A 22,112-nucleotide genomic window follows, 5' to 3' on the forward strand; every position below is an offset into this window, starting at 1 on the left:
AGGAAGAACCGCATGTCCATCCCCGTCAGCGCCGAGCTCCGCCCGTACGGCGGCTCGGACCCGGACAAGGTGAAGGCCACGGTGATGATCAGCATCACGTCTGGCCAGCCGGTCTACGGCGATCTGAGCTCGGCCGACCGACAGGCCCTCTTGGAGGCGGCCATCGCCGGGATACGGGCGGCCCTGCCCGGCCTTCAGGTCCCGGCCACCATCACCACCCAGGACGTCACCACCGCCTGATCAAGGTACCCCCGCCATGGCGCGGGGGCACACCCTCATTCGCCCCGGCCGCGCCCGCGGCCGGGGCTTCTTCATGCCCAGGAGGCACCCATGGCGCTCACCCGCCCCACCTACTCCGGTTCGAGCGGCGACGACTTCACCCTCCGCGTCGTCGCCGCCACCTCGGACACCGACATGGACGGCCCGCAGATCACCCTCCCGGTGCCGGGCTACATGGCCGACGTGCTGACCGATCAGGACATCACCTCGATCGCCGCGGTCCTGAGCGCCCGGCTGGCCGCCGCGTACCCGACGTACTACGTGGCAGTGGAGAAGCGCTGGACCAACCAGCGCAGCGCCACCTCGACGACGATCACGCACACCCCCTGACCTGTCCATCCCGGCCCCGGCTGTCACAGCCGGGGCCTTCCCATGTCTGGAGGCCACATGGCCGTACCCCTGTCCGCCGCCGCCGTCCTCGCTGCTCTCCGCGCCGAGGGTGTGCGCGTCGTCGAGGTCGGGAACTGGCGCACCCACAACCGGAACTCGAAGGGCCCGTGGGGTCCGGTCAACGGATCGATCGTGCACCACACCGTCTCGTCCGGCACCGCGGCCACCGTGCGCATCGTGCGCGACGGGTACGCGTCCCTGCCGGGTCCGCTGTGCCACGGGATGATCGCGAAGGACGGCCGGGTGCACATGGTCGGCTGGGGCCGCACCAACCACGCTGGGGGCGGTGACCCGGCCGTGCTCGCGCAGGTCACCGCGGAGTCGTACGGCACCCGCCCGACCCCGCCCACGAAGGGCAACGCGAACGGGGTCGACGGCAACGCCCGGTTCTACGGCTGGGAGTGCGAGAACCTCGGCGACGGCAAGGACCCGTGGCCCGCTGCGCAGTACGACGCGATCGTCCGGGTGCAGGCCGCCTTGTGCCGGGCGCACGGCTGGTCGGCCCGGTCCGTGATCGGCCACCTGGAGTGGTCGAGCGACAAGGTCGACCCCCGCGGCTTCAGCATGGCGCAGCTGCGGGCCGACGTGGCCGAGCGCCTGGCCCACCCCGCCAGCTGGAACCCCAGCAGCAACACCCCCAACCCCACCACCCCGAGTACGGAGGACCCCGTGGCCGGAATGACCAAGCGCGACATCTTCGACGCGGTGTGGAAGACCGACGCGATCGGCGGCCCGGCCGACGCGGCGGACCACTCGACGAACCCGACGTGGCAGGCGCAGTCCATCCTCAAGGACATGCAGGCCCGCATCCGTTCGATGGACAAGCGGATGGCCGCGCAGACCGCCGCGATCACCACACTCGCCGGGCAGCTCGGCAGCGGCGCCGACACCGCGACGATCGTCGCCGCGGTGGAGACAGCGATTGAGCGCGCCGTCATCGACGTCAACATCAACACCCGAGAGGGCTGAACGATGGCGAGCACGCCTCTGCTGCTGGACCTCGCCGAGCGGGCCGGGTGGACCGGGGCGCAGGCCGCGCTCGGCCTGGTCGCCGTCGAGCTGGCGGACCTGCCGGTGTGGTGGGCGGCCCCGGCCGCGCTGCTTCTGTCCTCCGCGAAGGGCTGGGTGGCTGGTCGGCTCGGCCGCGCGGGCACCGCGTCCACCCTGTCCGCTACCGCTGACCCGGCGTCCGCCGCCCGGGGCGCCTGACCTGCCCGCACAGCGCCACGAGGGGGCCTGATGGATGCTGCGATGCTCACCGCGCTCGGCGCACTGCTGGCCAGCCCGGTGGCAGCCGCAGCCGCCATCTACGGCTCCCGGGGCGCCACGCGAGCGGCCCGGGAGGGCGGAGCATTGACCGGCTACAACAGCCTGACCGACCAGCTCCAGGAGGAACGGACCGAACTGCGATCCGAGCTGGCGACGCTGCGCAGCGACCTCGCGGCCGAGCGGGCGGAGAGCGCGCGGCTGCGCCTGCTCGTGACGCAGCTGGGGGGGACGCCGTGACGCGCACCGAGCGGCTGTTCTACCGCCGCCGGGCCCTGCTCTGGGTCGTCGCTGGTCTGCTCTTCCTCGGCGGTGGCCTGGCGCTGGCGTTCCTCCGCATCAACGCCGCCGAGCAGCGCGCGGACCGGATGGCGGCAGAGGCCGACCGCCGCGGCGCCGCAGTCTCGACGCTGGCTACGGACGTCCGTACGCTCCGGTCGCAGATCCGGGCCCGCGGGGACGTACCGGCCGCCCCGGACCCCGAGCAGGCAGTCGACGACCTGCCGGAGCGGGCCGCGGTCCCAGTGCAGATCCCGGGCCCGCCGGGACCGACCGGCGCCCGTGGCGAGCGCGGACCCGCCGGGCCGTCGGCGTCGCCGGGCCCGACCGGACCGGCTGGTGCGGACGGGAGGGACGGCGTCGACTCCACCGTGCCGGGCCCGGCCGGACCCGTCGGACCAGCCGGGCCCGCGGGGAAGGACGGCACGGCCGGGCGGGACGGCCGCGACGGGCAAACATGCCCGGCTGGCTACTCGCTCCAGCCACCACCAGGTGATTCGGATGCCCTGGTGTGCCGTCGGACTACGCCGAGTGCCCCAGATCCTGCGCCGAGCAGCCGGAGCGTGGTTGGCCTCCCGCCGGACCGCCGCAGGTCATGACCTTGCGGCTGGCCCGTCTGGCGAGCCCACCACCGAAATATCAGCTGGAGCAGTTCGCATATGCCAAAGGCATTTTCATCCCACGTTGACGCATCAGGAAACTAAAATCCCGCCACCCAAATGGGTGACGGGATCACAATTCAGGGAACCTGATTTCACTGCTGCCGTTGAATTACCGTGCACGCCAAGTACCCCGAGGTAGTCAGGGGGGACCGAGCTACGGTGAAGCGGAGGCTACGAGCGCATGAACCGGCGGATCTTGTCCCATACCCGCGCGGCCGCCGGTGAGGTGCTGAGCGCCAATCGCAGGCCCGCAGTAAGCGCTACCGCCTGCGCGATGGACTGCCATACATCTGCGGTGCGGACGATGACGAGCATCGCAAAGGCCGCTCCGCCCATCGCCGCCAACACGACGTCGGTGGTTGAGTGAAGACTGCGGTCGATCGATGCCGGTCGATTGCGGCCAGGACGCTCATCCTGGCCCGCAGGGGAGAGTTCCACTGCTGACTCCTCTGTGAGGCGTCACCTCTCGCTCGATTGCTTTGGCTGGCGGATGGGCGAGAGGTGACGCAACCGTGAAGCGCTGCTGCGCTCCAGTCAAATCAACGACAATGGTCGTCCGCTGGTCGCCGTTCAGCTAGGGCGTCACTCGATGGAGGGAAAATCGGGGCATGTAGTAACGCTCTGGATAGCGCTTCACTCTTCGTGCCCGTCAGGCTCCTGGCGCAGCCGGGATCTACGTACAGAACGTCCCCCTCCCGCAGATGCGGGAGGGGGACGTTCTGTGTTCCGATGCATTTTTTCCGAACTGCGTGCAAGAAACCCGCCTCACCCCCACATAACTCCGGTGTCAGAGAACGTCAGCGGTCTAGCTGGCGCTCACGGAGCAGGCAGAAGGGTGACGCATCATGGCCAAGGACCGGGCATCTGGATGGCGGGTAGTCATATCAGTGGTCTCGACGTGTGTGAGCGTGATCCGCTTGGTCCGTGACCTCTTGTAGCCACGGCACACGGACCGTCGCCAACCCGTACGCGCACGAGTGCGACGGGCCGTTGTGCCAGCCGGATCAGCCGGTCATCGAGTGCATGACGTGCGACGGGCACGGGCATATCGCCGCGGACGCGTAGCCGCTGAGGGTCAGCTGTCGTCGCCCTCGGCCGGGTGCCGGACGGCGATTTTCAGCGCCCGCTCAACCTCGTACCGGGACTGTCCGGTCGCTTCGGCGTGCGCGGTGATCGCCGCCTGCACGGCCTGTGCGGTCTCCACTGTCAGCCGGTTCTGCTGCTGCTCGGCCCAGGCCGCCCGTTCTAGCTCGATCAGCTCGTCACTCAGTTCGATCGCCACGGGTGGAATCGTATGACTAGGCCCTGACTACCTGCGGGACCGGGCGTCGTCCAGCGCGTCGATTGCCTTCACTATCAGGCCTCGTGCTGCCGCGCCGTACACCCCGGTCTGGCGTAGTTCCTCGAAAGCCTTCGTGTACACGGCAATCTCGCTGGGCTGGGTGATGCGAATCCGGGCCGATACCAGCTCGACGGAGACGAGCGAGTTGTCGTAGACGTGGAACGTCTCGCGAGGCCACTGCGTGCGGCTCGCGGTGGTCGGGATGATGCCGAGTGAGACGGCGGGCAGGGCCCCGGCGGTGAGGAGGTAGCCGAGCTGGGCGGCCATGGCATCGGCGTCGCCGATCCGGTAGTGCAGTACTGCCTCCTCAATGAGGAGGACGAAGCGGTGGCCTCGCTCGTGGATGACGCGGGAGCGGTCAACGCGGGCGCGAGCGGCTTCGGCGCTGTCGTCAACGGGCAAGTCGCGGAAGCGGGCGCTCATCTTGAGTACGGCTGCCGCGTACCCCTCGGTCTGGAGCAGGCCGGGGACGAGCGAGGAGGAGTAGATACGGAACAACTCGGTCTGCCGGAAGAAGGCAACGGAGCTGTTCTGGAGCTGCTTGAGCCCGTGGCGAACCTGGTGCCGCCACTCGGTGTACATCGACTCGGCGTGCAGCGACTGAGCGACGAGGTCCTCGGCGAGCCCTTCCGCACCAGCAGCCCGGCACCAGCGGCGGATGTCGCCTGCGGAGGGGGCGGTACGGGCGTTCTCGATGCGGGACGTTTTGGAGTGGTGCCAGCCGCATCCGGCGGCCAGCTCGGTGACCGTGAGCCCGGCTCCCTTACGGAGGTCACGCAGCCGTCCTGCGACGACTTCGCGCGCGGTCTGGGCCGAGGAGGAGGGCGATGCGGTCATGTGCTGGCCTGTCCGGGTGCAGCCGTCAGCGGATCTCGTACTGGTCGTGAGGTACGCCTCGGTCCCACACAGCTTCGAACGCCTCACTGCACAGCTTCACCGCTGCCGGGTCGGCGGTCGGCTCCGGGCCCTGTGACGAGCCGTCGCCAGCGAAGTGGTTCCATCGCACGAGGCAGTCATCGAACAGCCAGAAGTCGTTGCCGGGCAGGGCGATGTCGGAGGCGCGGCGGCGGGGCAGCCACCGCACCTGTTCGCCAGCTGCGATATTCGTGAAGGTGCCGGAGTGCTCGTACTGGATGTACTCGCTGACAGGCTCGGACACGATGCGGGCGCGGCGCATGACGACGCCGCGGCCCACGGTGTCGGAGACCAGGTCAAGCCACGGCCGCCACCAGGATGCACGGTCTGCCGGGTCGTGACGGAAGCCGCTCCGCCACTCGGCGAACGGGCCCTTCTCTTTGTCGACGGCGTAGACATCCCGCATCTCCAGGTGGACGGCGGATCGTTCACAATGGGCCAGCAGGTCAGCGAACCTGGTCGGCACGTTCGACGGCATCGCACGCCTCCCTGATCATGTCCACCATCCTGGCGGGGATGCGGACGACGGCCTCGGTGTCCGGGATTCCTATGGCGTGCCCGGGGAGTTCGAGGGCGGCGCACTCGGCTTCGAGCTCGGGGCCTGGCTTCCATCCCTGAAAGACAAGCTCTTTCTTATCCTGGTCGACCCACACAGTGGGGCTCTCTTCGTCGCCAGTCTGCGGGTCGATTCCGATGAACTGTAACGACATGTGGTGCCTCCGATTCGGGGTTGTGCAGTTGTGTGCAACACCGTCGGGTATGGCGAGAGCGCGGTCAAGGGGACATCGCACCAGTTTCCCCCGGGAGAGTAGTTGTGCGCACAGATCTGCACATGGCTGGTGTGCGCGCACACCAGGTCCCTACGGTCTGACGCATCTCGCTGACCGCGACGGGGGGTTTACCCGTGATGACTATCAAGGTGTACGAGGTCGACCAGTACGGGTGCACGCGCGTCGTGAAGCCCAAGGCCGAGGTTGCCCCGGTGAAGACCATCCCCACCTCCCACGACTACCCGGCATGCCAGTGCGAGCAGTGCACGGAAGGACCGCAGTGACCGGCCGCTCGCTCCCCGCCCCAGAGACGCTGACGTGGGACCAGGCCACCGGACGGGCCTGCATCTGGTGCAGGCGCCTCCTCACCACCGGCTCCGTCCGAGTTGGCGTCATCCCTATCCGGCAGGGCGCCCACGTCCTCGATGTAGAGGCGTGGGCTGGCCCCTGTTGCAGCAACACCCAATAGCCCCGCCTCAGCCGCTCATTCCCTGGCAGGACCGCGGCCGAGGCGGAGTACCGCCCACCCGTACGAGCAGGAGGCACTATGCAGTGTGGCAAATGCGGCGGCCAGATGAGCCAAAACGTCGGCGGCTGGTGGACATGCTGGGGCTGCGGCAACACGCAGCCCGGATACACGGAGACCAATGAGTTGCCCTCGCTGTCCTGGACAGCTGAGCCCGTCGCGCAGGGGTTGGTACCTGTGTTCCGGGTGCTCGTATGAGATCAGCGCCGACGCGTGGGAGTTCCACCAGGCGTTGATGGTCCGGGCGGACGCTGACGAAGATGAGTTCTTCGCGTGGGTGAGGGAGTACCGCGATTACCTACGGTCGCTGGAACCTGCGTGGCAGCGTCACTGACCGCCCCGGTCGCACCGTCTCCCGTCGGCCGGCCGGGGCTACTCCCGCAGGAGGTCGGCGAGCGGGGTGTCGAGGGCACGGGCGATCCGCAACAGATCGCTCAGTCTCGGGTTGTTGGTGGCGTGCTCGATCCTCTGCACCGTGTCGCGGGAGATCCCGGCCCGGTCGGCGAGTTTCTCCTGGGTGAGGTTGCACCACATCCGTCGGGTGCGTATCCGGTCGCCGAGGCGGCGGCGCTCGTCGTCGAGCCAGGTCGGATGATCATGGTGCGGCACTCGACAAACACTTCGGCCCGCATAAGCTGATGTCAGCAGCTATGTAGCAGCATTTTTTGATCTTGTACGGCAGGGTGCACCCTCGGCAGGATCTGAGCAGGGGGTCAGGTGCTACGGCAGATCGCGATCACGGGACGTCGCCCACCACACCATAACCTGATACAGCGTCCGCATCCCGAGCTCCGTCCGCAGCGAGGACAACTCCCCGGTCACCGTGCGCTCCCCGAGCCCGAGCCGCTTCGCTGCCTGCTGCTTGGTGTACCCAGCCTCCAGCTCCACCAGGATCTGCCGCTGCCGCCCCGTCGTCACCGTGCCCGGCCGGGCACCCGCAGCACTCCACCGCGCGGCCCGGTCCCACAGCGCGTCGAAGACGCTCTCAGCCCAGGCCGCACACCCGCGGTCGGTTACGTGCCAGCCCGCGTTGCCGTCGGCTCCGGCGACGACGTGGTTGTCCACGAACAGATGTTTCGAGTCCACGATCATCATCCGGGGGAACGTCCCGGACAGCGTCCGCACCTGGGCGCCAGCGTCCACGATCTGCCGCACGTACGCGGCCGTCTGGCCGTGGCTCACCGCGGCGCTGGTGTACAGGGAGCGCACCTCGGCACCGGCCTCCAGCGTGTCGACGACCCGTTGCGCACCAAGGGCGACGACGCGCGGGTCACGGTCGGCCGGTGCCCCGGGCTGGGCCGTGAGGATGGATGTGGACGCCCCGGCCGCGACGTCGCCGATGCGTCCGTTCATCGCGTCCCTGGTCGGGAGGTACTCGGAGGCCGGGCCGCCGTACATCCGGTGCGGGTCGTAGTCCTCCGCGAGCGACTCCAGGGCGGGGATGTGATGGATGCGGTCAACGAGGTCACGCAGCTCCGTGAGGGCGGAGCCCATCAGCCCGTGAGCGATCGAGCGGGGGTCGTGCGCCACCCACTCGCCATCGTGTGCACGGCGCTCGACCAGGCCAAGGGCCGTGAGTCGGTCGGTGGCGAGGCACGGCTCGGGGTGCTCCCCGGAGGCGATCGCCTGGTACGCGGATACCTCGGCGGCGCCCAGGTTTTTACTCAACATTCGTACAACCCCCGTTGGTTGATGATGCCGGTTCACGCGGGTGCCGATTCTGGCATGCCTCAGCACTTTGTTCACGCGTCAATCACATGTGACGATATGGTCACCGCGCGTTACTCGATCGTGCGTTCGAATCACTCTCGCGTGAAGGGCACCCCCCATGAGAATCCGTATCGCAGCCGCCGCGATCGTCGCAGCCGCAGCACTGTCCATCCCGGCCGCCGCCGCCTCTGCCGACGAGGCCGCCGCCCCGCCCCCGGCACCCACCACCACCGACGACCTCGGATGGGGTGTCACCGGCCCCAAGAGCAGCCCGACACCCAGCCCCACGACCACACCGAACGGGGACCTCGGCTGGGGCTGATCGCTACCCGCACCACGACGGCACACCAACGGGGAGAAGAGCAGACCATGTGCGTCCACGTACACCTCGCCACCGGCCTCCCGGACGGCGTCCTCACCTGGGTAGATCGGACGGCAGGGCACACCCTGGTGTACGCGGGCCCCACCCTGACCCGCGGCGGCCGACTGACCGCCGCGGGCCGGACTGCCGTCGACATCGCGCTTGCGGCGGTCGGCGGCGAGCGCCTCGCCACCGCCGGGCCGTGCCCGCTCCGGCTCGCGGGCTGAGGGGCGGGCATGGCGTACGCGGAGAAGGTCTACAAGGTCCGTGGCGGGCAGAAGACCAAGCAGTTCACGTGGCGGTCCTGCTACAAGAAGCCGGACGGCGGCAAGGGGACCGAGCCGGGGTTCCCGACCAAGCGGTTGGCCGAGGAGTACGGCGAGCAGCAGGAGGCTGCGATCCGGGCCGGTCGGTGGACTGACCCGGCCCTGGCACAGACCGCGTTTGGTACCTGGGCGCGGGAGTGGATGGAGGCGAAGTCGCCACGCGGCCGCACGGTGACGACACGTTGGGCCCGCCTGGAGGCGCACATCCTGCCGAAGTGGGAGCACGCCCCGATCCGGAGCATCACGTGGTTCGACGCAGAGCAGTGGGCGAATGGGTTGGCCTGCGACGACGTCACGGCCACGCACTGTCTGACGCTGATGTCGCAGATCCTCACAGGTGCGGTCGACAAAGGGATGATCCCCGTCAACCCGCTCTTCGGTCGGCGCCGCTCCCGCACGGCCGCGGCGAAGGCCGAGCAGGCCACGAGAGAAGAGACCGAACTCTGGGCACCGCCCGACGTGGTGCTCCGCATCGCTCGACGGGCCGGGCCGCTCGACGGCATGCACATCCTGACGACCGCGTTCACCGGTGTTCGCTGGGGCGAGAGCCTGGCGCTCCGCCCGTCGTCGCTGAGCGCGCGCGTCGAGTCCGGTTACACCTGCCCCACCCTCGTGGTGGCCGAAGAGGTCGCGGAGTACGCCAAGCGCGGCCCGGCCGGGGAACGGCTGGGCATGGTGCTGGACTTGGAGCCGGTGAAGACTCGTGAGTCGCGTCGGCAGATCGACTTGCCGCCCTTCCTCGCCGAGCTACTTGTGGCCCACGCGGCGCGGACGAAGGGTGAGTTCCTGTTCACGCCCCGCGGGGGCGATCACTGGCGCCGTGGCAACTTCGGCCGGCAGGTGATGCGTCCCTGCGCGGACGGGCGGAAGGCTGTGACGAAGGTGCGCGGGCGAGCGGCGAAGCCCGCTGTCGAGCCCATCATGAAGGGGTTGACGATGCGGGCGCTCCGGCACACGCACGACACGTACCAGGAGCAGATCGGTGTGAAGGCGGCGTTGGCCTTCGAGCAGGCTGGGCATCGGCGGCCGGGCATCAAGGCGGTGTATCAGCACCCGACTCCGGACATGCGGCGCGATAGGCTGGAAGGGCTTCAGGAGATCTACGAGAGCGCGATGCGGTCGCTCGGGTGGGCGACGGTGTGGGAGTAGACCTCGTCTCCTAAATCTCTCCTAAATGATCTCTAATCTCTGAGTCGTTGCAGGTCAGGCAAAGATTAGATCCGTTCTTACAAAGCAGATGTCGGCGGTTCGAAACCGTCCGCGCCCACCAGTACGGAGAGAAACCCCAGGTCGGGGCTCATTGGACCTGGGGTTTCTTCATGTTCACCTTCTGGCCCCGCGCTGAGCAGGTGTGGGCTGCACGGTCGGTATTCCCCTCGGTGCTGTCAGTGTCCGGCCGTACGCTTCGGGCATGCGTAGAGGAGCGATCACACGAGATTCTGTGCTCAAGACTTTGACTGAGTACGACGCATTGGGGCGTGATGCCTTCCTGGCGAAGTACGGCTTTGGGGTGGCGCGGTCCTACGTCCTAGTGCACGAAGGGCGGGAATACGACTCCAAGGCGGTCGCCGGGGTGGCGCACCAGGGGGATCAAGGGCGGGCCCTCACACCAGGTGAGTTCAGCGGGGGTAAGGATCACGCGGTGGCTTGGCTGAAGCGGGCCGGGTTCCAGGTCAAGGCGATCAAGAACCCGGACTGGGCCCGTGATGAGATCATCCTGGCCTGTCACCTGGTGATGGGCAACAACTGGAAGGGGCTGGACGCCCAGGACAGCCGAGTTGCTGAGCTGTCTGAGTTGCTCCAGATGCTGCCCATTCACGCTGAAGCGGAGCGCAACGAGAAGTTCCGCAATGCCAATGGCGTCGCTCGCAAGACGTTCGACATTGCTACCCGTCACCCGGCATACCTGGGGAAGCCCACGAACGGTGGCGCTCTGGACGTTGCGGTGCTGAACGAGTTCCTTGCCCGGCCGCAAGAGATGACCGAGGCTGCACGACTCATCCGCCACGGTCTGGCAGCAGGCGAGCTACAGGGCCTGGCACCGACGGAGGATGAGGAGTTCGACGACTACAGCGCACCCGAAGGGCGATTGCTCCTGCGCTGGCACAGGGCGCGTGAACGGAACAAAAACCTGCGCACGAAGAAGATCACCTCGGTTCTCCAGCGTGGTGGGCGGCTCGCATGCGAGGCGTGCGGTTTTGACTTCGAGAGGGTCTACGGGGACCGCGGAGCCGGGTACATCGAATGCCATCACGTCCTTCCGCTTCACGTAGCAGGGGAAGGGACGACCAAGCTCAGCGACCTGGCCCTGATATGCGCTAATTGTCACCGCATGATCCACCGGCGCTCACCGTGGCCGACTCCTGAGGAGTTGCGGGTATCGATAGAGCAGAAGCACGCGGCTGACAGGCGTGCGGCGGACTTCATGGCCGGACCGCGCAGGGCTTCCGACGAGCAGATGCTGAATCCGTGATCTGGTGCCGCCGGATTGAACCGGTGGCGGCCGGGGCGGGACTGGGAGGGGCCGTTCGGTTCGTGGTGGGTGCGCACCGTAGCGTGTGCGGGTCATACGTGTTTGTTCACGTCAGTGCTGTTCCAGGGGGGACACATGTCGTACGGCTCCGCGCAGCCGCCGGGGAAGTCGCGCACCGGGCTGATTGTTTCGTTGTCCGTGGTCGGTGGGGTGGTTGTCCTGCTGGCCGTCGGTGTGGCGATCGCGGTGCTGAGCAGCAGGGGCAGTTCTTCGGGCGGGCTGAAGCCGGCGGACGTGGAGGTCACGCGCAGCGAGGTGCCGGGGGAGGCCTCCGGGACGCCCACGGAGCTGCCGCCGCTCGGTGGCGTGGATGCCGAGGACGATGTCCGGATCACCCGGTGCCAGGTCGATTCGCTGACCGAGTGGCCGGACGCGGACGTGGAGATCGTGAACCGGTCCGACGACCAGGCGTCGTACATCGTCACCGTGGAGTTCGTGGACGGGGACGGTACGCGCCGGACCTCCGGGCTCGCTACGGCGCCGGACCTTGCGGCGGGGAAGAAGTCGGTGGAGAAGGCCCAGGGGCTGGCGAAGGTCCCGGGCAGGATGACCTGCAAGGTCGCGGAGGTGACCCGGCTTCCCTCGCAGTAGGGCAGGAGGGGCCGCGGCGGGGCGGGGCGGCTGTCAGTGGGGCGGTTCACACTGGGGGCATGTGCCGAAGCATCAAGACTCTGCGTCCGCCCGCCCTCCCCGAAGAGGCCACCGAGGAGGAGATCCGGGCCGCCGCCCTGCAGTTCGTACGCAAGGTGTCCGGCTTCCGGGCCCCGGCCGCGCACAATCAGGAGGTGTTCGACCGGGCCGTCACCGAGATCGCCGAGGCGACCGCCAGACTGCTGGACGGCCTGGAGGTCCGGGGCGCGGTCAGGACGCCGTAGTGGCCGCCGCGGCTGCGGCTTCCGCCGCCGGGCGGCGCATGAAGTACGCGGCCAGGGCACCCGCCATGAACAGGGCGAGGACGGATATGGCCGTGGCCACCCAGGTCGCGCCGAGCCACTGGCCGCCGAAGTAGCCGAGGCCCACGCTGTAGCCCGCCCAGGCCACGCCCGCCAGGGCGGACCACGGCAGGAATTCCTTGACCTTGCGGTGTGCGGCGCCCGCGCCCAGCGAGACCACCGAGCGCCCGGCCGGGGCGAACCGGGCGATGACGACGAGGATGCCTCCGCCCCGGGCGAGGGCGGCACCGAGGTGTTCCTGCGCGGAGGTGAGGCGGCGGGAGCGGGCGATGGCCCGGTCCAGGCGCTCCCCGCCGCGCCAGGCCAGCCGGTACGCGACGAGGTCGCCGAGCACCGAGGCGGTGGCCGCGCAGAGGATCAGCGCGAGGAGCGAGGGGACCTCCGTCGCCTGCGGGGCGCCCGCTCCCGCGACGGTCGTCGAACCGGCGGCGGCAGCCGTGGCGGCGGTGATCACCAGCACGCCGCTGGGCAGCAGGGGGAGGAAGACATCCAGGAGTACCGACAGCGCGACCACGGCATAGATCCATGGACTACTGGTCAGCGCGCCCAGACTCTCAAGCACCTTCTACTCCCCGATTCGGAACATCGCCGCGACGTCGCGGGGGAGCGGCAGGGGCGGCAGGGTCAGCTGTACAGCGTACGCCCGCGGTTCATCCGGTGATCTATAAATACGAATGATGTTGGGAACCTCACGTACACCCGGAATGGGAAGCTTTGCTTCCGGGCGGATGTGCGGACGGGGTGTGACCGGCCAGGTGCACGTGAGGTCCGGGTCATGCCGGGGCGGTGCGGTCAGACCGCGACGGAGGGCGCCTGCTCGGAGGCGCGGTCCTTGTCCCGGGCCGAGCCGGTCCGGCTGAACAGTCCGTCCAGGGCGAGCGCGCCGGAGCCGGTGAAGACCAGCAGGAGGAACGTCCAGCAGAAGACGGCCGATGGCTCGCCGCCGTTCTGGAGCGGGAACAGCGCCTCGGGCTGGTGGACGGTGAAGTAGGCGTACGCCATGGAGCCGGAGCAGACCAGCGCGGCGACGCGGGTGCCGAGTCCGAGCGCCACCAGGGTGCCGCCGACGAGCTGGATGGCCGCCGCGTACCAGCCGGGCCAGGTGCCGACGGGTATGGAGCCACCGTTCATGGCGCCGCCGAGGATGCCGAAGAGCGAGGCGGCACCGTGGCAGGCGAAGAGCAGGCCTATGACGATCCGGAAGAGGCCGAGGGCGTAGGGCTGAGCCTGGCGCAAATGGGTCTGCATGGGGGGAGGCTCCTTCGGTCTAGTGGGGACGTGAACCGATCGGGCGCCTCAGATTAGGGAAACCTCACCAATGCTTGCAAGTTCAACATTTATGGCGGCTGACCGAAAAATGTCTCGCGTAAATCGGGCACCCTTCGTTCTGGACCCCCTGCCATCTGCGAACCTCTCCACCTCGGCTTGGCCTGAACCAATGGCGGCGCAGCTTTCCGGCCATGCGGGCGGAGCGGTGAGCGACGCCCGCGCGGTCGCCGGGTGATGATCCACCGGTTCTGTACCACTGGGGTGGCGCGGTGCCCCTCCGGCGGGAGTGCGGCCCGGTGGAAGAGGTGGAAGAGGTGGAAGAGGGCGGCTCCCCCGTCCCGGCGGGGTGGACCAATGGCGGTGGCGCTCCCCGCGGCGGGGCGCGGGCCGGAGGAGGCGGGGGCGAGGAGGGGGAGGCGTGACCCCGGCGGGCCTTCCGGGGTGCCGGGGAACCAGTGCCGTCGGCGGAGGGGGTGCGGGGTGGACGCGTACCGGCCGGTGGGTGGCCGTACTCGGCCGAAAATGCATAGATGACCGCGGCGTGATGCGGGGGTGGCCGCGGTACGCGGGGCAGGTGAACGCGGGAGTGGCCGTGGCGCGCCCGGAGGTACGCGTGCGCCCCCTCGCACGGGCCTGCGCGAGGGGGCGGTGGCGGGCGGAGCAGGGGGTGCGGGGTGGTTCAGCAGCCGCTCAGGAGGGACTGCAGGGCGCTCTTCTCGGCCGAGTCGACCGTCAGGTCGTAGTAGTGCTTCACGTGCACCCAGGCCCGCACGTACGTGCATGCGTACGCGGCCCGCGGCGGCATCCACTTGGCCGGGTCCTTGTCGCCCTTGGACTGGTTGACGTTGTCCGTGACCGCGATGAGCTGCGGGCGCGTCAGGTCATTGGCGTACGCCTGTCGCTGGGCGTTCGTCCAGCCGCTGGCGCCCGACCGCCAGGCCTCGGCGAGCGGCACCATGTGGTCGATGTCCAGGTCGGAGGCGGCGGTCCAGGTCTCGCCGTCGTACTCCGAGTACCAACTGCCGCTGACGGCGGCACAGCTGGTGTTGGTCTCCACGTTCGTGCCGTCGCGCTTCAGGACGACCTCGCGGGTGTTGCAGGTACCGGACTGGGTGATCCAGTGCGGGAACTTGTCACGGCTGTAACCGTCCAGCGAGCCCTCGGCGGAGACGGTCAGCTGGCTCAGGTAGGTGCGGGCCGTCGCGGCGGACACCGGCGTGGGCATGGCCGCCTGGGCGGTGGGCGCGGTGAACAGGGCGGCGGTCGCGGCCATGGCGACGGACGCGGTGACGGCGGCGATACGACGCGCGTAGACACCTGACATGCGAACTCCCTTGATGTGGGGGGAACGTGGACGGGCGATCCATGAGGCCCGGCCATCGTGACGGCGCCGGGTTTCCGTGGGGTGGGCGCCAGGTAACAGAGTGACGACATGAGCACGACACAATCAAGAGTTCTGGCCGACAAGCCTGGGGCGTGGGGGCGTACGTCCACATCTGCGCGGGCGTACGTGCTGACGTGACGGCAGTTCACCGATGCGGACGGCCGGTTCGTGAGGGTGCTCCGGACGTTCCCGGCCCTACAGTTGCGGCGTGCTGCTACCGGTCGGCGTCACCCTCGGGGTCGTGCTCGCCGCGCTGCTCGTGGCGGCGGCCGGGGTCGCCGCGCTGGCCTCGCTCGGGCGGTCCCGCGAGATCCTGCTGGCAGGGCTGCGGGCGGCCGTTCAGCTCGCCGCGGTCTCGCTGCTCCTCGGCTGGGTGGTCGGTTCGCTGCCGCCGACGCTGGCGTTCGTGGCGCTGATGTACGCCGTGGCCGCGTGGACCGCGGGCCGCCGGGTCACACGCAACGGCTCCTGGTGGTGGGCGGCGCTGCCGATCGCGGCGGGGGTCGCGCCGGTGGTCGCGCTGCTCCTGGTCACCGGGCTTCTCTCGCCCCGGGGCATCGCGCTGATTCCGGTGGCCGGCATTCTCATCGGCGGTGCGCTGACCGCGACCGTGCTCGGCGGAAGGCGCGCGCTGGACGAGCTGACGACCCGTCGCGGGGAGGTGGAGGCGGCGATGGCGCTCGGGCTGCTCGACCGGGAAGCGCGGATGGAGATCGCCCGTCCGGCGGCGGCGGACGCGTTGCTCCCGGGGCTCGATCAGACCCGGACGGTCGGGCTGGTGACCTTGCCCGGCGCCTTCGTGGGCATGCTGCTGGGCGGCGCCTCGCCGGTGCAGGCGGGCGCCGTACAGCTGTTCGTGCTGGTGGCGCTGATGGCCGTACAGGCGGTGGCCGTGACGGTGGTGCTCGAACTGGTGGCGCGGGGGCGGCTGCACCGGAGGTGAGGCGATGCCCGTCGTCCTGCGCGAGGTCCGCCGCGTACGGGACCGGGGCGGTGTGGCGACCGGCTCTAACGCGCGGCGATGTGCAGGTGGATCGAGCCGTCGGGCGCCGCCTCCACCCGGATCTGCGTCAGGTCCGCCACGTGGGCGTCGGGGGAGAGCGCGGCGGCGCGCGGGCCTACGCCCACCACCCGCATGCCCGCCGCCCGGCCCGCGGCGATGCCCGCCTCCGAGTCCTCGAAGACGATGCAGTCCGCCGGGGCGAAGCCCAGCTCGGCCGCGCCCTTGAGGAAGCCCTCCGGATCGGGCTTGCTGGCGCCGACGCTCTCGGCGGTGACGCGGACCTCCGGCAGGGGCAGGCCCGACGCGGCGAGCCGGGTCCGGGCCAGCGCTTCGTCGGCCGAGGTGACCAGGGCGTGCGGGAGGTCGCCGATCGCGTCGATGAAGGCGGCGGCGCCGCCGATCGGGACGACGCCCTCGGTGTCGGCGGTCTCCTCGGCGAGCATGGCCCGGTTGTCCGCGTGGTTCTGCTCCATCGGGCGGTCCGGGAGGAGCACCGCCATGGTGGCGTACCCCTGCCGACCGTGGACGACCTTGAGCGCGGCCTCCGGGTCCAGGCCCTGGCGCAGCGCCCAGCGCCGCCAGCAGCGCTCCACCACGGCGTCGGAGTTCACCAGGGTGCCGTCCATGTCCAGGAGGAGGGCGCGGGCGGTGAGGACGGTGGCCGGCATGGGCGGGCTCCAGAACGCGGGAGAAGGGGAACAAGCAGCCTCGCCCGCCGGTCAGGGATGGCGGGCGGAGGCTACTTTGTTTCATCACGATACAAAGAGCCGTCCGAGAAAGCCAATCCCTCTTCCTTCCGCCCGGAAGGTCAGTGGCCCGATGTCTCCGCCTCCAGGGCGCTGCGCGTGTGGGCTCCGTACACCCCCGCCGGGTCGCCCTTGATGGACTTGTACGACTGGTAGACGAGTACCGCGCGCTCGACCTGGCGCGAGTAGTCGCCGTCGTCGGGCCCGTGGTAGAGCCAGATCTCCGTCAGCCGCCGCTGGAGTTCGGCCACCGCAGGTCCCTGGTCCCCGGGGCGCAGCGCGGGCCCGGCCAGGGAGGCGGGCGGCGGCTCCGACGCCGGGCCGCTGGCGGGCGCCGAGGGGGTGTGGGCCGCCGTCCGGGACGGGGTGACGGGCGCGGAGGGTGACGGTGACGCGGGTGCCGTGGCGGACGTGGAGGCCGAGGCGGACGCGGACGGCGAGGCGGGGGCCGAGGGGGAGGCCGCGGCCGGGCTGGAGGCCGGTGCCGGGTCCGTGGCGCGGACGTCCGTGCCGGGGAGGCCGGCCGCCGTACTGGGCAGCGCCTGCGGAAGTTGCGCGTCCCCGGCGTCGCCGCCGCTGAGCAGCCCGGTCGCGAACGCCGCCGTGCCCACCACGGCGATCAGTGCCACCCCCATCGCGGCGGCCGTGAAGGGGCGTCGGCGACGCGACGGCTCGGACGCGTCGAGAGGTGACGGAGTGACCGCCATGACGGCCGTGACAGCCGCGCGGCCGGAGGAACCGGAGGAACCGGAGGAACCAGAGGGGCCGGAGGAACCGGGGGGACCAGAGGAACCAGTAGAACCGGAGGAACCAGAAGTGCCGGAGGCGCCGACGCGGCCGAAGGAGCCCGAGGCGTCAGGGGTGCCGAACGCGGGGACGGCGACGGTCGGTGCGGCGTCCGGCAGCGGGCCCGCCGTCGCCGGGCCGAGGCGGAGCGGCATCGTCGTGGCCGGGTCATCCGCGCCCGGCGGCTCCGCCGCCTTTGCCGGACGCCCCTGCCCCCGCCCCTGTCCGTCGGCCCCGCCCGGAGCCATGTCGTTCCCCAGGTTCACGTAGGGCCGGATCCGCAGCGGGTCGAAGTCCTCGGCGGCCTCCCGTTCGGCCCGCTCGGCCCGGCGCCGCTCGGCGTCGTACCGCCACCCCGTGCCACCCGGCCGTCCGGCGGCCTGCTGTCCGGCGAGCGGCCGTCCGCAGGCGCACCCGGACCGGGCTCCGGGCCGGTCCCCGGTCCGTGCTTCCGGCCCGCCCCCGGGCGTACCGCCGGGTCCGTCGTCCGTACCGCATTCCGGGCAGATACGTCCGGTCATGGTGGCCCCTCCCCTTGATAGCCCTGCGATTATGCAGCCCGCTTCCGGTGCGTACCCGCTCAGCAGGCCATAACCGTACGGAAAGGACAGGATAGGGATGTAGCGGACCCGAGGAGGTGTCCATGGCCCAGAATGTGAGCGTCCCTGCCCCGGCCCCCGGTGCGGAGCGCTCCCGGCGGTCCGTGCTCGTGGCCATCGGGGCACTGCTTCTCGGCATGCTGCTGGCGGCACTCGACCAGACCATCGTCTCCACCGCGCTGCCGACCATCGTCAGCGACCTCGGTGGCCTTGAGCACCTGTCCTGGGTGGTCACGGCCTATCTGCTGGCGTCGACGGCCGCGACCCCGCTCTGGGGCAAGCTCGGAGACCTGTACGGCCGCAAGAAGCTCTTCCAGGCCGCCATCGTCATCTTCCTCATCGGCTCGGCGCTCTGCGGGATCGCGCAGAACATGCCGCAGCTCATCGGCTTCCGGGCGCTCCAGGGGCTCGGCGGCGGCGGGCTCATGGTGCTCTCGATGGCGATCGTCGGCGATATCGTGCCACCACGCGAACGGGGTAAGTACCAGGGCATGTTCGGGGCGGTCTTCGGCGCGACGAGCGTTCTCGGGCCGCTTCTGGGCGGCCTGTTCACCGAGCACCTGACCTGGCGATGGGTCTTCTACATCAATCTGCCGATCGGTGTCGTGGCGCTCCTGGTGATCGCCGCCGTGCTGCACATCCCGGTCCGCAGCGAGAAGCACACCATCGACTACCTCGGCACCTTCCTCATCGCCTCCGCCGCCACCTGCATGGTGCTCGTCGCCTCGCTCGGCGGCACCACCTGGGCCTGGGGCTCGGCGCAGATCGTCGCCCTCTCCGTGCTGAGCGTGCTGCTGCTGACCGCCTTCGTGTACGCCGAGCGGCGGGCCGTCGAGCCGGTCATCCCGCTGAAGCTCTTCCGGATCAGGACCTTCACGCTCGTCGCCGTCATCAGCTTCGTCGTCGGCTTCGCGATGTTCGGCGCGATGACCTATCTGCCGACCTTCCTCCAGGTGGTGCACTCGATCACGCCGACGATGTCCGGTGTGCACATGCTGCCGATGGTGCTGGGGCTGCTCCTCACCTCGACCGTGTCCGGTTGGATCGTCAGCCGTACGGGCCGCTGGAAGGTCTTCCCGATCGCGGGCACCGGCCTCACCGCCATCGGTCTCCTGCTGCTGCACCGGCTCACCGAGACCACCAGCACCTGGGTGATGAGCGGCTACTTCTTCGTCTTCGGCGCCGGGCTCGGCCTGGTGATGCAGGTGCTGGTGCTGGTGGTGCAGAACGCCGTCGCGTACAAGGACCTCGGCGTCGCCACGTCCGGGGCCACCTTCTTCCGGTCGATCGGCGCCTCGTTCGGCGTCGCCGTCTTCGGCACCATCTTCACCAGTCGGCTCACCGAGAAGCTCACCGACGCGCTCGCCGGACATCCGCTGCCGCCCGGCGCCGGGGTGGAGGGGCTGGCCTCCGACCCACGCGCCATCGGACAGCTGCCGCCCACGCTGCGGCCCGCGGTGCTCCACGCGTACTCGACGTCGATCACGGACGTGTTCCTGTACGCGGCACCCGTCGTGCTGGTCGCCTTCGCCTTCGCCTGGTTCCTCAAGGAGGACAAGCTGCGCGGCTCGGTGACGGCTCCGGAGGTCACCGAGACGCTGGCGTCGAACCCGGTCGAGCGGTCCTCGTACGACGAGTGCGCGCGCGCCCTGTCCGTACTCGCGACCCGGGCCGGGCGCCGCGAGATCTACGTACGGATCACCGAGCGGGCGGGGTACGACCTGCTGCCCGCCGCGAGCTGGATGCTGCTGCGCATCCGGCGGCACGGGACGGTCGAGCCGGCGATGCTCGCCGAGACCACCCCGGTGCCGCTGCGGGCGGTCACCGACGCGGCCCGGCAGCTGGAGGAACGCGGACTGGCCCGGCGCGAGGGCGTGCAACTGGTGCTCACCGAGGACGGTGCGCGGGCCGTCGCGAAGCTCGCGGAGGCCCGGGAGGAGGCCATGGCCGAGCTGCTGGGCGACTGGTGGGGGCCGGACCGGCCGACCGACCTGGTCAGACTCGTGGAGGAGCTGACCACCGAGATGTGCGGATCGAGCGCGGAACGCCCGTACAGCCCCGGCCCGGTACGTGACCACGCGGCCAGAGGAAGGCCCGAGCCCGACCGGGGCCCGGTCTGAGCCAGGCCGCCGCTACGACCGGCCCGAGCCCAGCCGTACCCGGCTGGTCCGCTCGTACCCCGCAGGTCTGCTCGTACCCGGCTGGGCCCCGGTCGTACCTGGCTGGGCCCCGGCCGGGTCCGCTCAGACGCCTGGTGCGGTCAGTTCCCCGGCGGGCAGCTCCTTGGCGAACCAGTGCTCCGCGAACTGCCGCCGGTGGAACGCCGGGACCTCCCGGTAGCCGTGCTTGGCGTAGAGCCCCCGTGCCTCCACCAGGTCGTGGCGGGTGTCGAGCCGCAGAGTGCGGACGCCGAAGGCGCGCGCCGCCTCCTCCAGCGCGGCCAGGAGCAGCCCGCCGCCGCCCGTGCCCCGGTGCTCCGGCCGTACGTAGACCCGGGTCAGCTCCGCGGTGTCCGCGTCCACCACCAGCAGTCCGGCACAGGCCGCCGCCTTCCCGCCGTGGCGGCCGACCACGAACCGCCCCGTGGGGCCGGTGAGCAGGTCGGCCCCGTCGTCGGCGAGCCCTTCCTCGATCTCCCCGGCCGTGGCGGGCCGTCCCCAGTAACGGCTGGCGACCTCGTCGTAGTAGTCGCGGCGCAGCAGCGCGGCGTCGGGGGAGTCGAAGCGTTCGGGGGCCACCGTCCAGGTCATACCGGGCATGGTGACAAGGCCCCCTCCCGCACGGCCAACGGTTTTACGGCGTCCCGGGAACCGCCGCCGCCCTTCGCCGGGCCCGCGGCACCAGGGCCGCTACCGCCCCCACGGCCGCAGCCGCCGCCGCGAGCAGGGTCAGCACCCAGGCGGGCATGGTGCCCACGGTCAGCAGCCGGTCCGTGTACAGCTCGGTCCGGTACGGGGTGTCGGCGTCGGCCGCGCGCAGTTCGTGATCGCCGTTGATCAGCTCCGGGCGCGGGAACGACTGCTCGATCGCGGTGAGGAAGACCGGGCCGCCGCCCGTCAGCCCGGCGAGCGCGTCCGTGCCCCCGGACGCCGGCCGGGTGTCGATCCGGCCCGCGTACGTCACCTTCGGGGCCTTGCCGCCGATCGGGCCGCGCGGCTCCATCCGGTGGGCGGCGAGGACGTACAGTCCCAGCTCCTGCGGGTTCGCGGCGAGCTTCGACAGCCGCATCGGGTAGATCAGGCGGTCGCTCGCGAAGCGCAGCCGGAGCGGGTCGAGCGTGCCGCGGAGCGGGTTGGCGCCGTCCTGGGGCGCGAGGCGGACCGCGACGTACTCCCACTTCTGGTCGACGTACGGCTTCAGGGCCGTCGTCAGCCGGTCGGGCAGTTCGAAGCCGTTGTCCGCCAGCCACGTCTGGAGGGCCTGCGGGTCGTTCGCGGCCAGCCGTGCCACGTCGAAGGGCCCGAGCCGCTCACGCCCCACGACCTCGACCGACGGTGCCCCGGGCAGGGGTGCGGCGGCCGAGTCCCCGCCACTGCCGCCGAACGGCCAGTCGTGGGACCGCGGCCAGAAGTAGTGCCTGGTCACCCGGGTCGGCGTGGTGAGGGCCGAGAGCTCGGAGAAGACCGCGGGGTCGCCGAGCTCCACGCTCGCGCGGTGCGGCACCGGCATGATCCAGGCCGCCTCGGGGGCGTTCCCGCGCACCGTGAGCCGCATGACGATCTGCTCCGTCCGCCCGTCCCAGCTGACCACCGAAGTCTCCTGGCCGACCGCGACCCGGGTCTGGCGGCTCGGGACCATCGCTCCGCAGCCACAGGCGTACGCGGGACTGATCAGCGAGCCGAGTTGCAGGGAGACCAGGATCAGCAGCAGCGACAGCAGCCGCACCGGCCACCCGCGTCTGCCGCCCCGGACACCAGGTCGCCCGCCGCTCCGGGCGCCGTCCCTGGCGCCGTCCCGGACATCGTCAGGGACGTTGCCCCGGACCTCGCCCCGTCCGTCACCCCGGACACCCC

General features: G+C 70.4%; 30 protein-coding genes. 16 read left to right on the plus strand and 14 right to left on the minus strand.

Annotated features, from left to right (window positions below; genetic code table 11):
- Positions 1–12 precede the first annotated feature (12 nt).
- From ACFVWY_RS08915 to ACFVWY_RS08940, 6 genes are all read left to right on the plus strand, one after another.
- Positions 13–240, plus strand: a complete 228-nt coding sequence (locus tag ACFVWY_RS08915; RefSeq protein ID WP_389868763.1) for a hypothetical protein — start codon at positions 13–15, stop codon at positions 238–240.
- Between the two features lie 90 nt (positions 241–330).
- Entirely contained in the window at positions 331–609 is a 279-nt protein-coding gene (locus tag ACFVWY_RS08920; RefSeq protein WP_389868766.1) for a hypothetical protein, read from the plus strand.
- Between the two features lie 57 nt (positions 610–666).
- Positions 667–1,638 (plus strand): N-acetylmuramoyl-L-alanine amidase, encoded by a 972-nt coding sequence (locus tag ACFVWY_RS08925; protein WP_389868769.1) that lies wholly within the window; start codon positions 667–669, stop codon positions 1,636–1,638.
- A 3-nt stretch (positions 1,639–1,641) separates the two neighbouring features.
- Positions 1,642–1,878, plus strand: coding sequence for a hypothetical protein (locus ACFVWY_RS08930; RefSeq protein WP_389868772.1), 237 nt, complete (start codon positions 1,642–1,644; stop codon positions 1,876–1,878).
- A 30-nt stretch (positions 1,879–1,908) separates the two neighbouring features.
- Positions 1,909–2,175 carry a hypothetical protein gene (locus ACFVWY_RS08935; RefSeq protein ID WP_389868774.1) on the plus strand — a complete coding sequence of 89 codons (267 nt, stop codon included), beginning with the start codon at positions 1,909–1,911 and terminating at the stop codon, positions 2,173–2,175.
- Positions 2,172–2,813: a collagen-like protein gene (locus ACFVWY_RS08940; RefSeq protein WP_389868777.1), complete on the plus strand. Its 642-nt coding sequence runs from the start codon at positions 2,172–2,174 to the stop codon at positions 2,811–2,813. Before ACFVWY_RS08935 ends, ACFVWY_RS08940 begins: the two co-directional genes overlap by 4 nt.
- Before the next feature lie 234 nt (positions 2,814–3,047).
- Here the strand turns inward: ACFVWY_RS08940 and ACFVWY_RS08945 are convergent, their stop codons facing one another.
- Positions 3,048–3,314, minus strand: coding sequence for a hypothetical protein (locus tag ACFVWY_RS08945; RefSeq protein ID WP_389868780.1), 267 nt, complete (start codon positions 3,312–3,314; stop codon positions 3,048–3,050).
- A 486-nt stretch (positions 3,315–3,800) separates the two neighbouring features.
- Here ACFVWY_RS08945 and ACFVWY_RS08950 point away from each other — a divergent pair, with 486 nt between their 5' ends.
- Positions 3,801–3,941 (plus strand): hypothetical protein, encoded by a 141-nt coding sequence (locus ACFVWY_RS08950; protein ID WP_389868783.1) that lies wholly within the window; start codon positions 3,801–3,803, stop codon positions 3,939–3,941.
- A 10-nt stretch (positions 3,942–3,951) separates the two neighbouring features.
- Here the strand turns inward: ACFVWY_RS08950 and ACFVWY_RS08955 are convergent, their stop codons facing one another.
- The 4 genes from ACFVWY_RS08955 to ACFVWY_RS08970 are packed head-to-tail and all read right to left on the minus strand — an operon-like array spanning position 3,952 to position 5,843.
- On the minus strand, positions 3,952–4,158 hold the full coding sequence (locus ACFVWY_RS08955) for a hypothetical protein (RefSeq protein ID WP_389868786.1): 207 nt from the start codon (positions 4,156–4,158) through the stop codon (positions 3,952–3,954).
- Between the two features lie 27 nt (positions 4,159–4,185).
- Positions 4,186–5,055, minus strand: a complete 870-nt coding sequence (locus ACFVWY_RS08960; protein WP_389868789.1) for a helix-turn-helix domain-containing protein — start codon at positions 5,053–5,055, stop codon at positions 4,186–4,188.
- A gap of 25 nt (positions 5,056–5,080) precedes the next feature.
- Positions 5,081–5,611, minus strand: a complete 531-nt coding sequence (locus tag ACFVWY_RS08965) for a DUF6879 family protein (protein ID WP_389868792.1) — start codon at positions 5,609–5,611, stop codon at positions 5,081–5,083.
- On the minus strand, positions 5,580–5,843 hold the full coding sequence (locus ACFVWY_RS08970) for a hypothetical protein (protein WP_389868794.1): 264 nt from the start codon (positions 5,841–5,843) through the stop codon (positions 5,580–5,582). Before ACFVWY_RS08970 ends, ACFVWY_RS08965 begins: the two co-directional genes overlap by 32 nt.
- Positions 5,844–6,040: 197 nt before the next feature.
- On the opposite strand from ACFVWY_RS08970, the gene ACFVWY_RS08975 reads away from it, so the two are divergent.
- Positions 6,041–6,187 (plus strand): hypothetical protein, encoded by a 147-nt coding sequence (locus ACFVWY_RS08975; protein ID WP_389868797.1) that lies wholly within the window; start codon positions 6,041–6,043, stop codon positions 6,185–6,187.
- A gap of 614 nt (positions 6,188–6,801) precedes the next feature.
- On the opposite strand, the gene ACFVWY_RS08980 is transcribed toward ACFVWY_RS08975, so the two are convergent.
- Together ACFVWY_RS08980 and ACFVWY_RS08985 are read right to left on the minus strand one after the other, a co-directional pair.
- Positions 6,802–7,038 (minus strand): helix-turn-helix domain-containing protein, encoded by a 237-nt coding sequence (locus ACFVWY_RS08980; RefSeq protein WP_389868800.1) that lies wholly within the window; start codon positions 7,036–7,038, stop codon positions 6,802–6,804.
- A 111-nt stretch (positions 7,039–7,149) separates the two neighbouring features.
- On the minus strand, positions 7,150–8,100 hold the full coding sequence (locus ACFVWY_RS08985) for a hypothetical protein (RefSeq protein ID WP_389868803.1): 951 nt from the start codon (positions 8,098–8,100) through the stop codon (positions 7,150–7,152).
- A 157-nt stretch (positions 8,101–8,257) separates the two neighbouring features.
- Here ACFVWY_RS08985 and ACFVWY_RS08990 point away from each other — a divergent pair, with 157 nt between their 5' ends.
- The 6 genes from ACFVWY_RS08990 to ACFVWY_RS09015 all read left to right on the plus strand — a co-directional run bounded on the left by ACFVWY_RS08990 (position 8,258) and on the right by ACFVWY_RS09015 (position 12,234).
- Positions 8,258–8,461: a hypothetical protein gene (locus ACFVWY_RS08990; RefSeq protein WP_389868805.1), complete on the plus strand. Its 204-nt coding sequence runs from the start codon at positions 8,258–8,260 to the stop codon at positions 8,459–8,461.
- A gap of 47 nt (positions 8,462–8,508) precedes the next feature.
- Positions 8,509–8,727 (plus strand): hypothetical protein, encoded by a 219-nt coding sequence (locus tag ACFVWY_RS08995; RefSeq protein ID WP_389868807.1) that lies wholly within the window; start codon positions 8,509–8,511, stop codon positions 8,725–8,727.
- A gap of 9 nt (positions 8,728–8,736) precedes the next feature.
- Positions 8,737–9,975: a hypothetical protein gene (locus ACFVWY_RS09000; protein ID WP_389868809.1), complete on the plus strand. Its 1,239-nt coding sequence runs from the start codon at positions 8,737–8,739 to the stop codon at positions 9,973–9,975.
- 262 nt (positions 9,976–10,237) lie between these two features.
- Positions 10,238–11,299, plus strand: coding sequence for an HNH endonuclease (locus ACFVWY_RS09005; protein WP_389868811.1), 1,062 nt, complete (start codon positions 10,238–10,240; stop codon positions 11,297–11,299).
- Positions 11,300–11,434: 135 nt separating this feature from the next.
- Positions 11,435–11,950, plus strand: a complete 516-nt coding sequence (locus tag ACFVWY_RS09010) for a hypothetical protein (protein ID WP_389868814.1) — start codon at positions 11,435–11,437, stop codon at positions 11,948–11,950.
- A gap of 59 nt (positions 11,951–12,009) precedes the next feature.
- A complete protein-coding gene (locus tag ACFVWY_RS09015; protein ID WP_389868817.1) occupies positions 12,010–12,234 on the plus strand; it encodes a DUF2277 domain-containing protein in 225 nt (74 codons plus the stop codon).
- Here ACFVWY_RS09015 and ACFVWY_RS09020 read toward each other — a convergent pair.
- From ACFVWY_RS09020 to ACFVWY_RS09030, 3 genes are all read right to left on the minus strand, one after another.
- A complete protein-coding gene (locus tag ACFVWY_RS09020; protein WP_389868819.1) occupies positions 12,221–12,874 on the minus strand; it encodes a DedA family protein in 654 nt (217 codons plus the stop codon). The two genes, ACFVWY_RS09015 and ACFVWY_RS09020, sit on opposite strands and share 14 nt — an antisense overlap.
- Before the next feature lie 230 nt (positions 12,875–13,104).
- Positions 13,105–13,560, minus strand: coding sequence for a DoxX family protein (locus tag ACFVWY_RS09025; protein WP_389868822.1), 456 nt, complete (start codon positions 13,558–13,560; stop codon positions 13,105–13,107).
- Between the two features lie 700 nt (positions 13,561–14,260).
- On the minus strand, positions 14,261–14,905 hold the full coding sequence (locus ACFVWY_RS09030; RefSeq protein ID WP_389868825.1) for an HNH endonuclease family protein: 645 nt from the start codon (positions 14,903–14,905) through the stop codon (positions 14,261–14,263).
- A 268-nt stretch (positions 14,906–15,173) separates the two neighbouring features.
- Between ACFVWY_RS09030 and ACFVWY_RS09035 the strand changes: the two genes are divergently transcribed.
- Positions 15,174–15,908, plus strand: coding sequence for an ABC transporter permease (locus ACFVWY_RS09035; protein ID WP_389868826.1), 735 nt, complete (start codon positions 15,174–15,176; stop codon positions 15,906–15,908).
- A gap of 65 nt (positions 15,909–15,973) precedes the next feature.
- Here ACFVWY_RS09035 and ACFVWY_RS09040 read toward each other — a convergent pair whose 3' ends face one another.
- Positions 15,974–16,636 carry an HAD-IA family hydrolase gene (locus tag ACFVWY_RS09040; RefSeq protein ID WP_389868828.1) on the minus strand — a complete coding sequence of 221 codons (663 nt, stop codon included), beginning with the start codon at positions 16,634–16,636 and terminating at the stop codon, positions 15,974–15,976.
- 140 nt (positions 16,637–16,776) lie between these two features.
- Entirely contained in the window at positions 16,777–17,421 is a 645-nt protein-coding gene (locus tag ACFVWY_RS09045) for a peptidoglycan-binding protein (RefSeq protein ID WP_389868831.1), read from the minus strand.
- Between the two features lie 722 nt (positions 17,422–18,143).
- On the opposite strand from ACFVWY_RS09045, the gene ACFVWY_RS09050 reads away from it, so the two are divergent.
- Positions 18,144–20,219 (plus strand): MFS transporter, encoded by a 2,076-nt coding sequence (locus ACFVWY_RS09050; RefSeq protein WP_389868833.1) that lies wholly within the window; start codon positions 18,144–18,146, stop codon positions 20,217–20,219.
- A 123-nt stretch (positions 20,220–20,342) separates the two neighbouring features.
- On the opposite strand, the gene ACFVWY_RS09055 is transcribed toward ACFVWY_RS09050, so the two are convergent.
- Together ACFVWY_RS09055 and ACFVWY_RS09060 are read right to left on the minus strand one after the other, a co-directional pair.
- A complete protein-coding gene (locus ACFVWY_RS09055; protein ID WP_389868835.1) occupies positions 20,343–20,849 on the minus strand; it encodes a GNAT family N-acetyltransferase in 507 nt (168 codons plus the stop codon).
- A gap of 43 nt (positions 20,850–20,892) precedes the next feature.
- Positions 20,893–21,978 (minus strand): DUF2330 domain-containing protein, encoded by a 1,086-nt coding sequence (locus ACFVWY_RS09060; RefSeq protein ID WP_389869027.1) that lies wholly within the window; start codon positions 21,976–21,978, stop codon positions 20,893–20,895.
- Between the last annotated feature and the right edge of the window lie 134 nt (positions 21,979–22,112).

The sequence above is a fragment of the Streptomyces sp. NPDC058195 genome (assembly GCF_042883525.1).
In the GTDB taxonomy this organism is placed as follows: Bacteria; Actinomycetota; Actinomycetes; order Streptomycetales; family Streptomycetaceae; genus Streptomyces.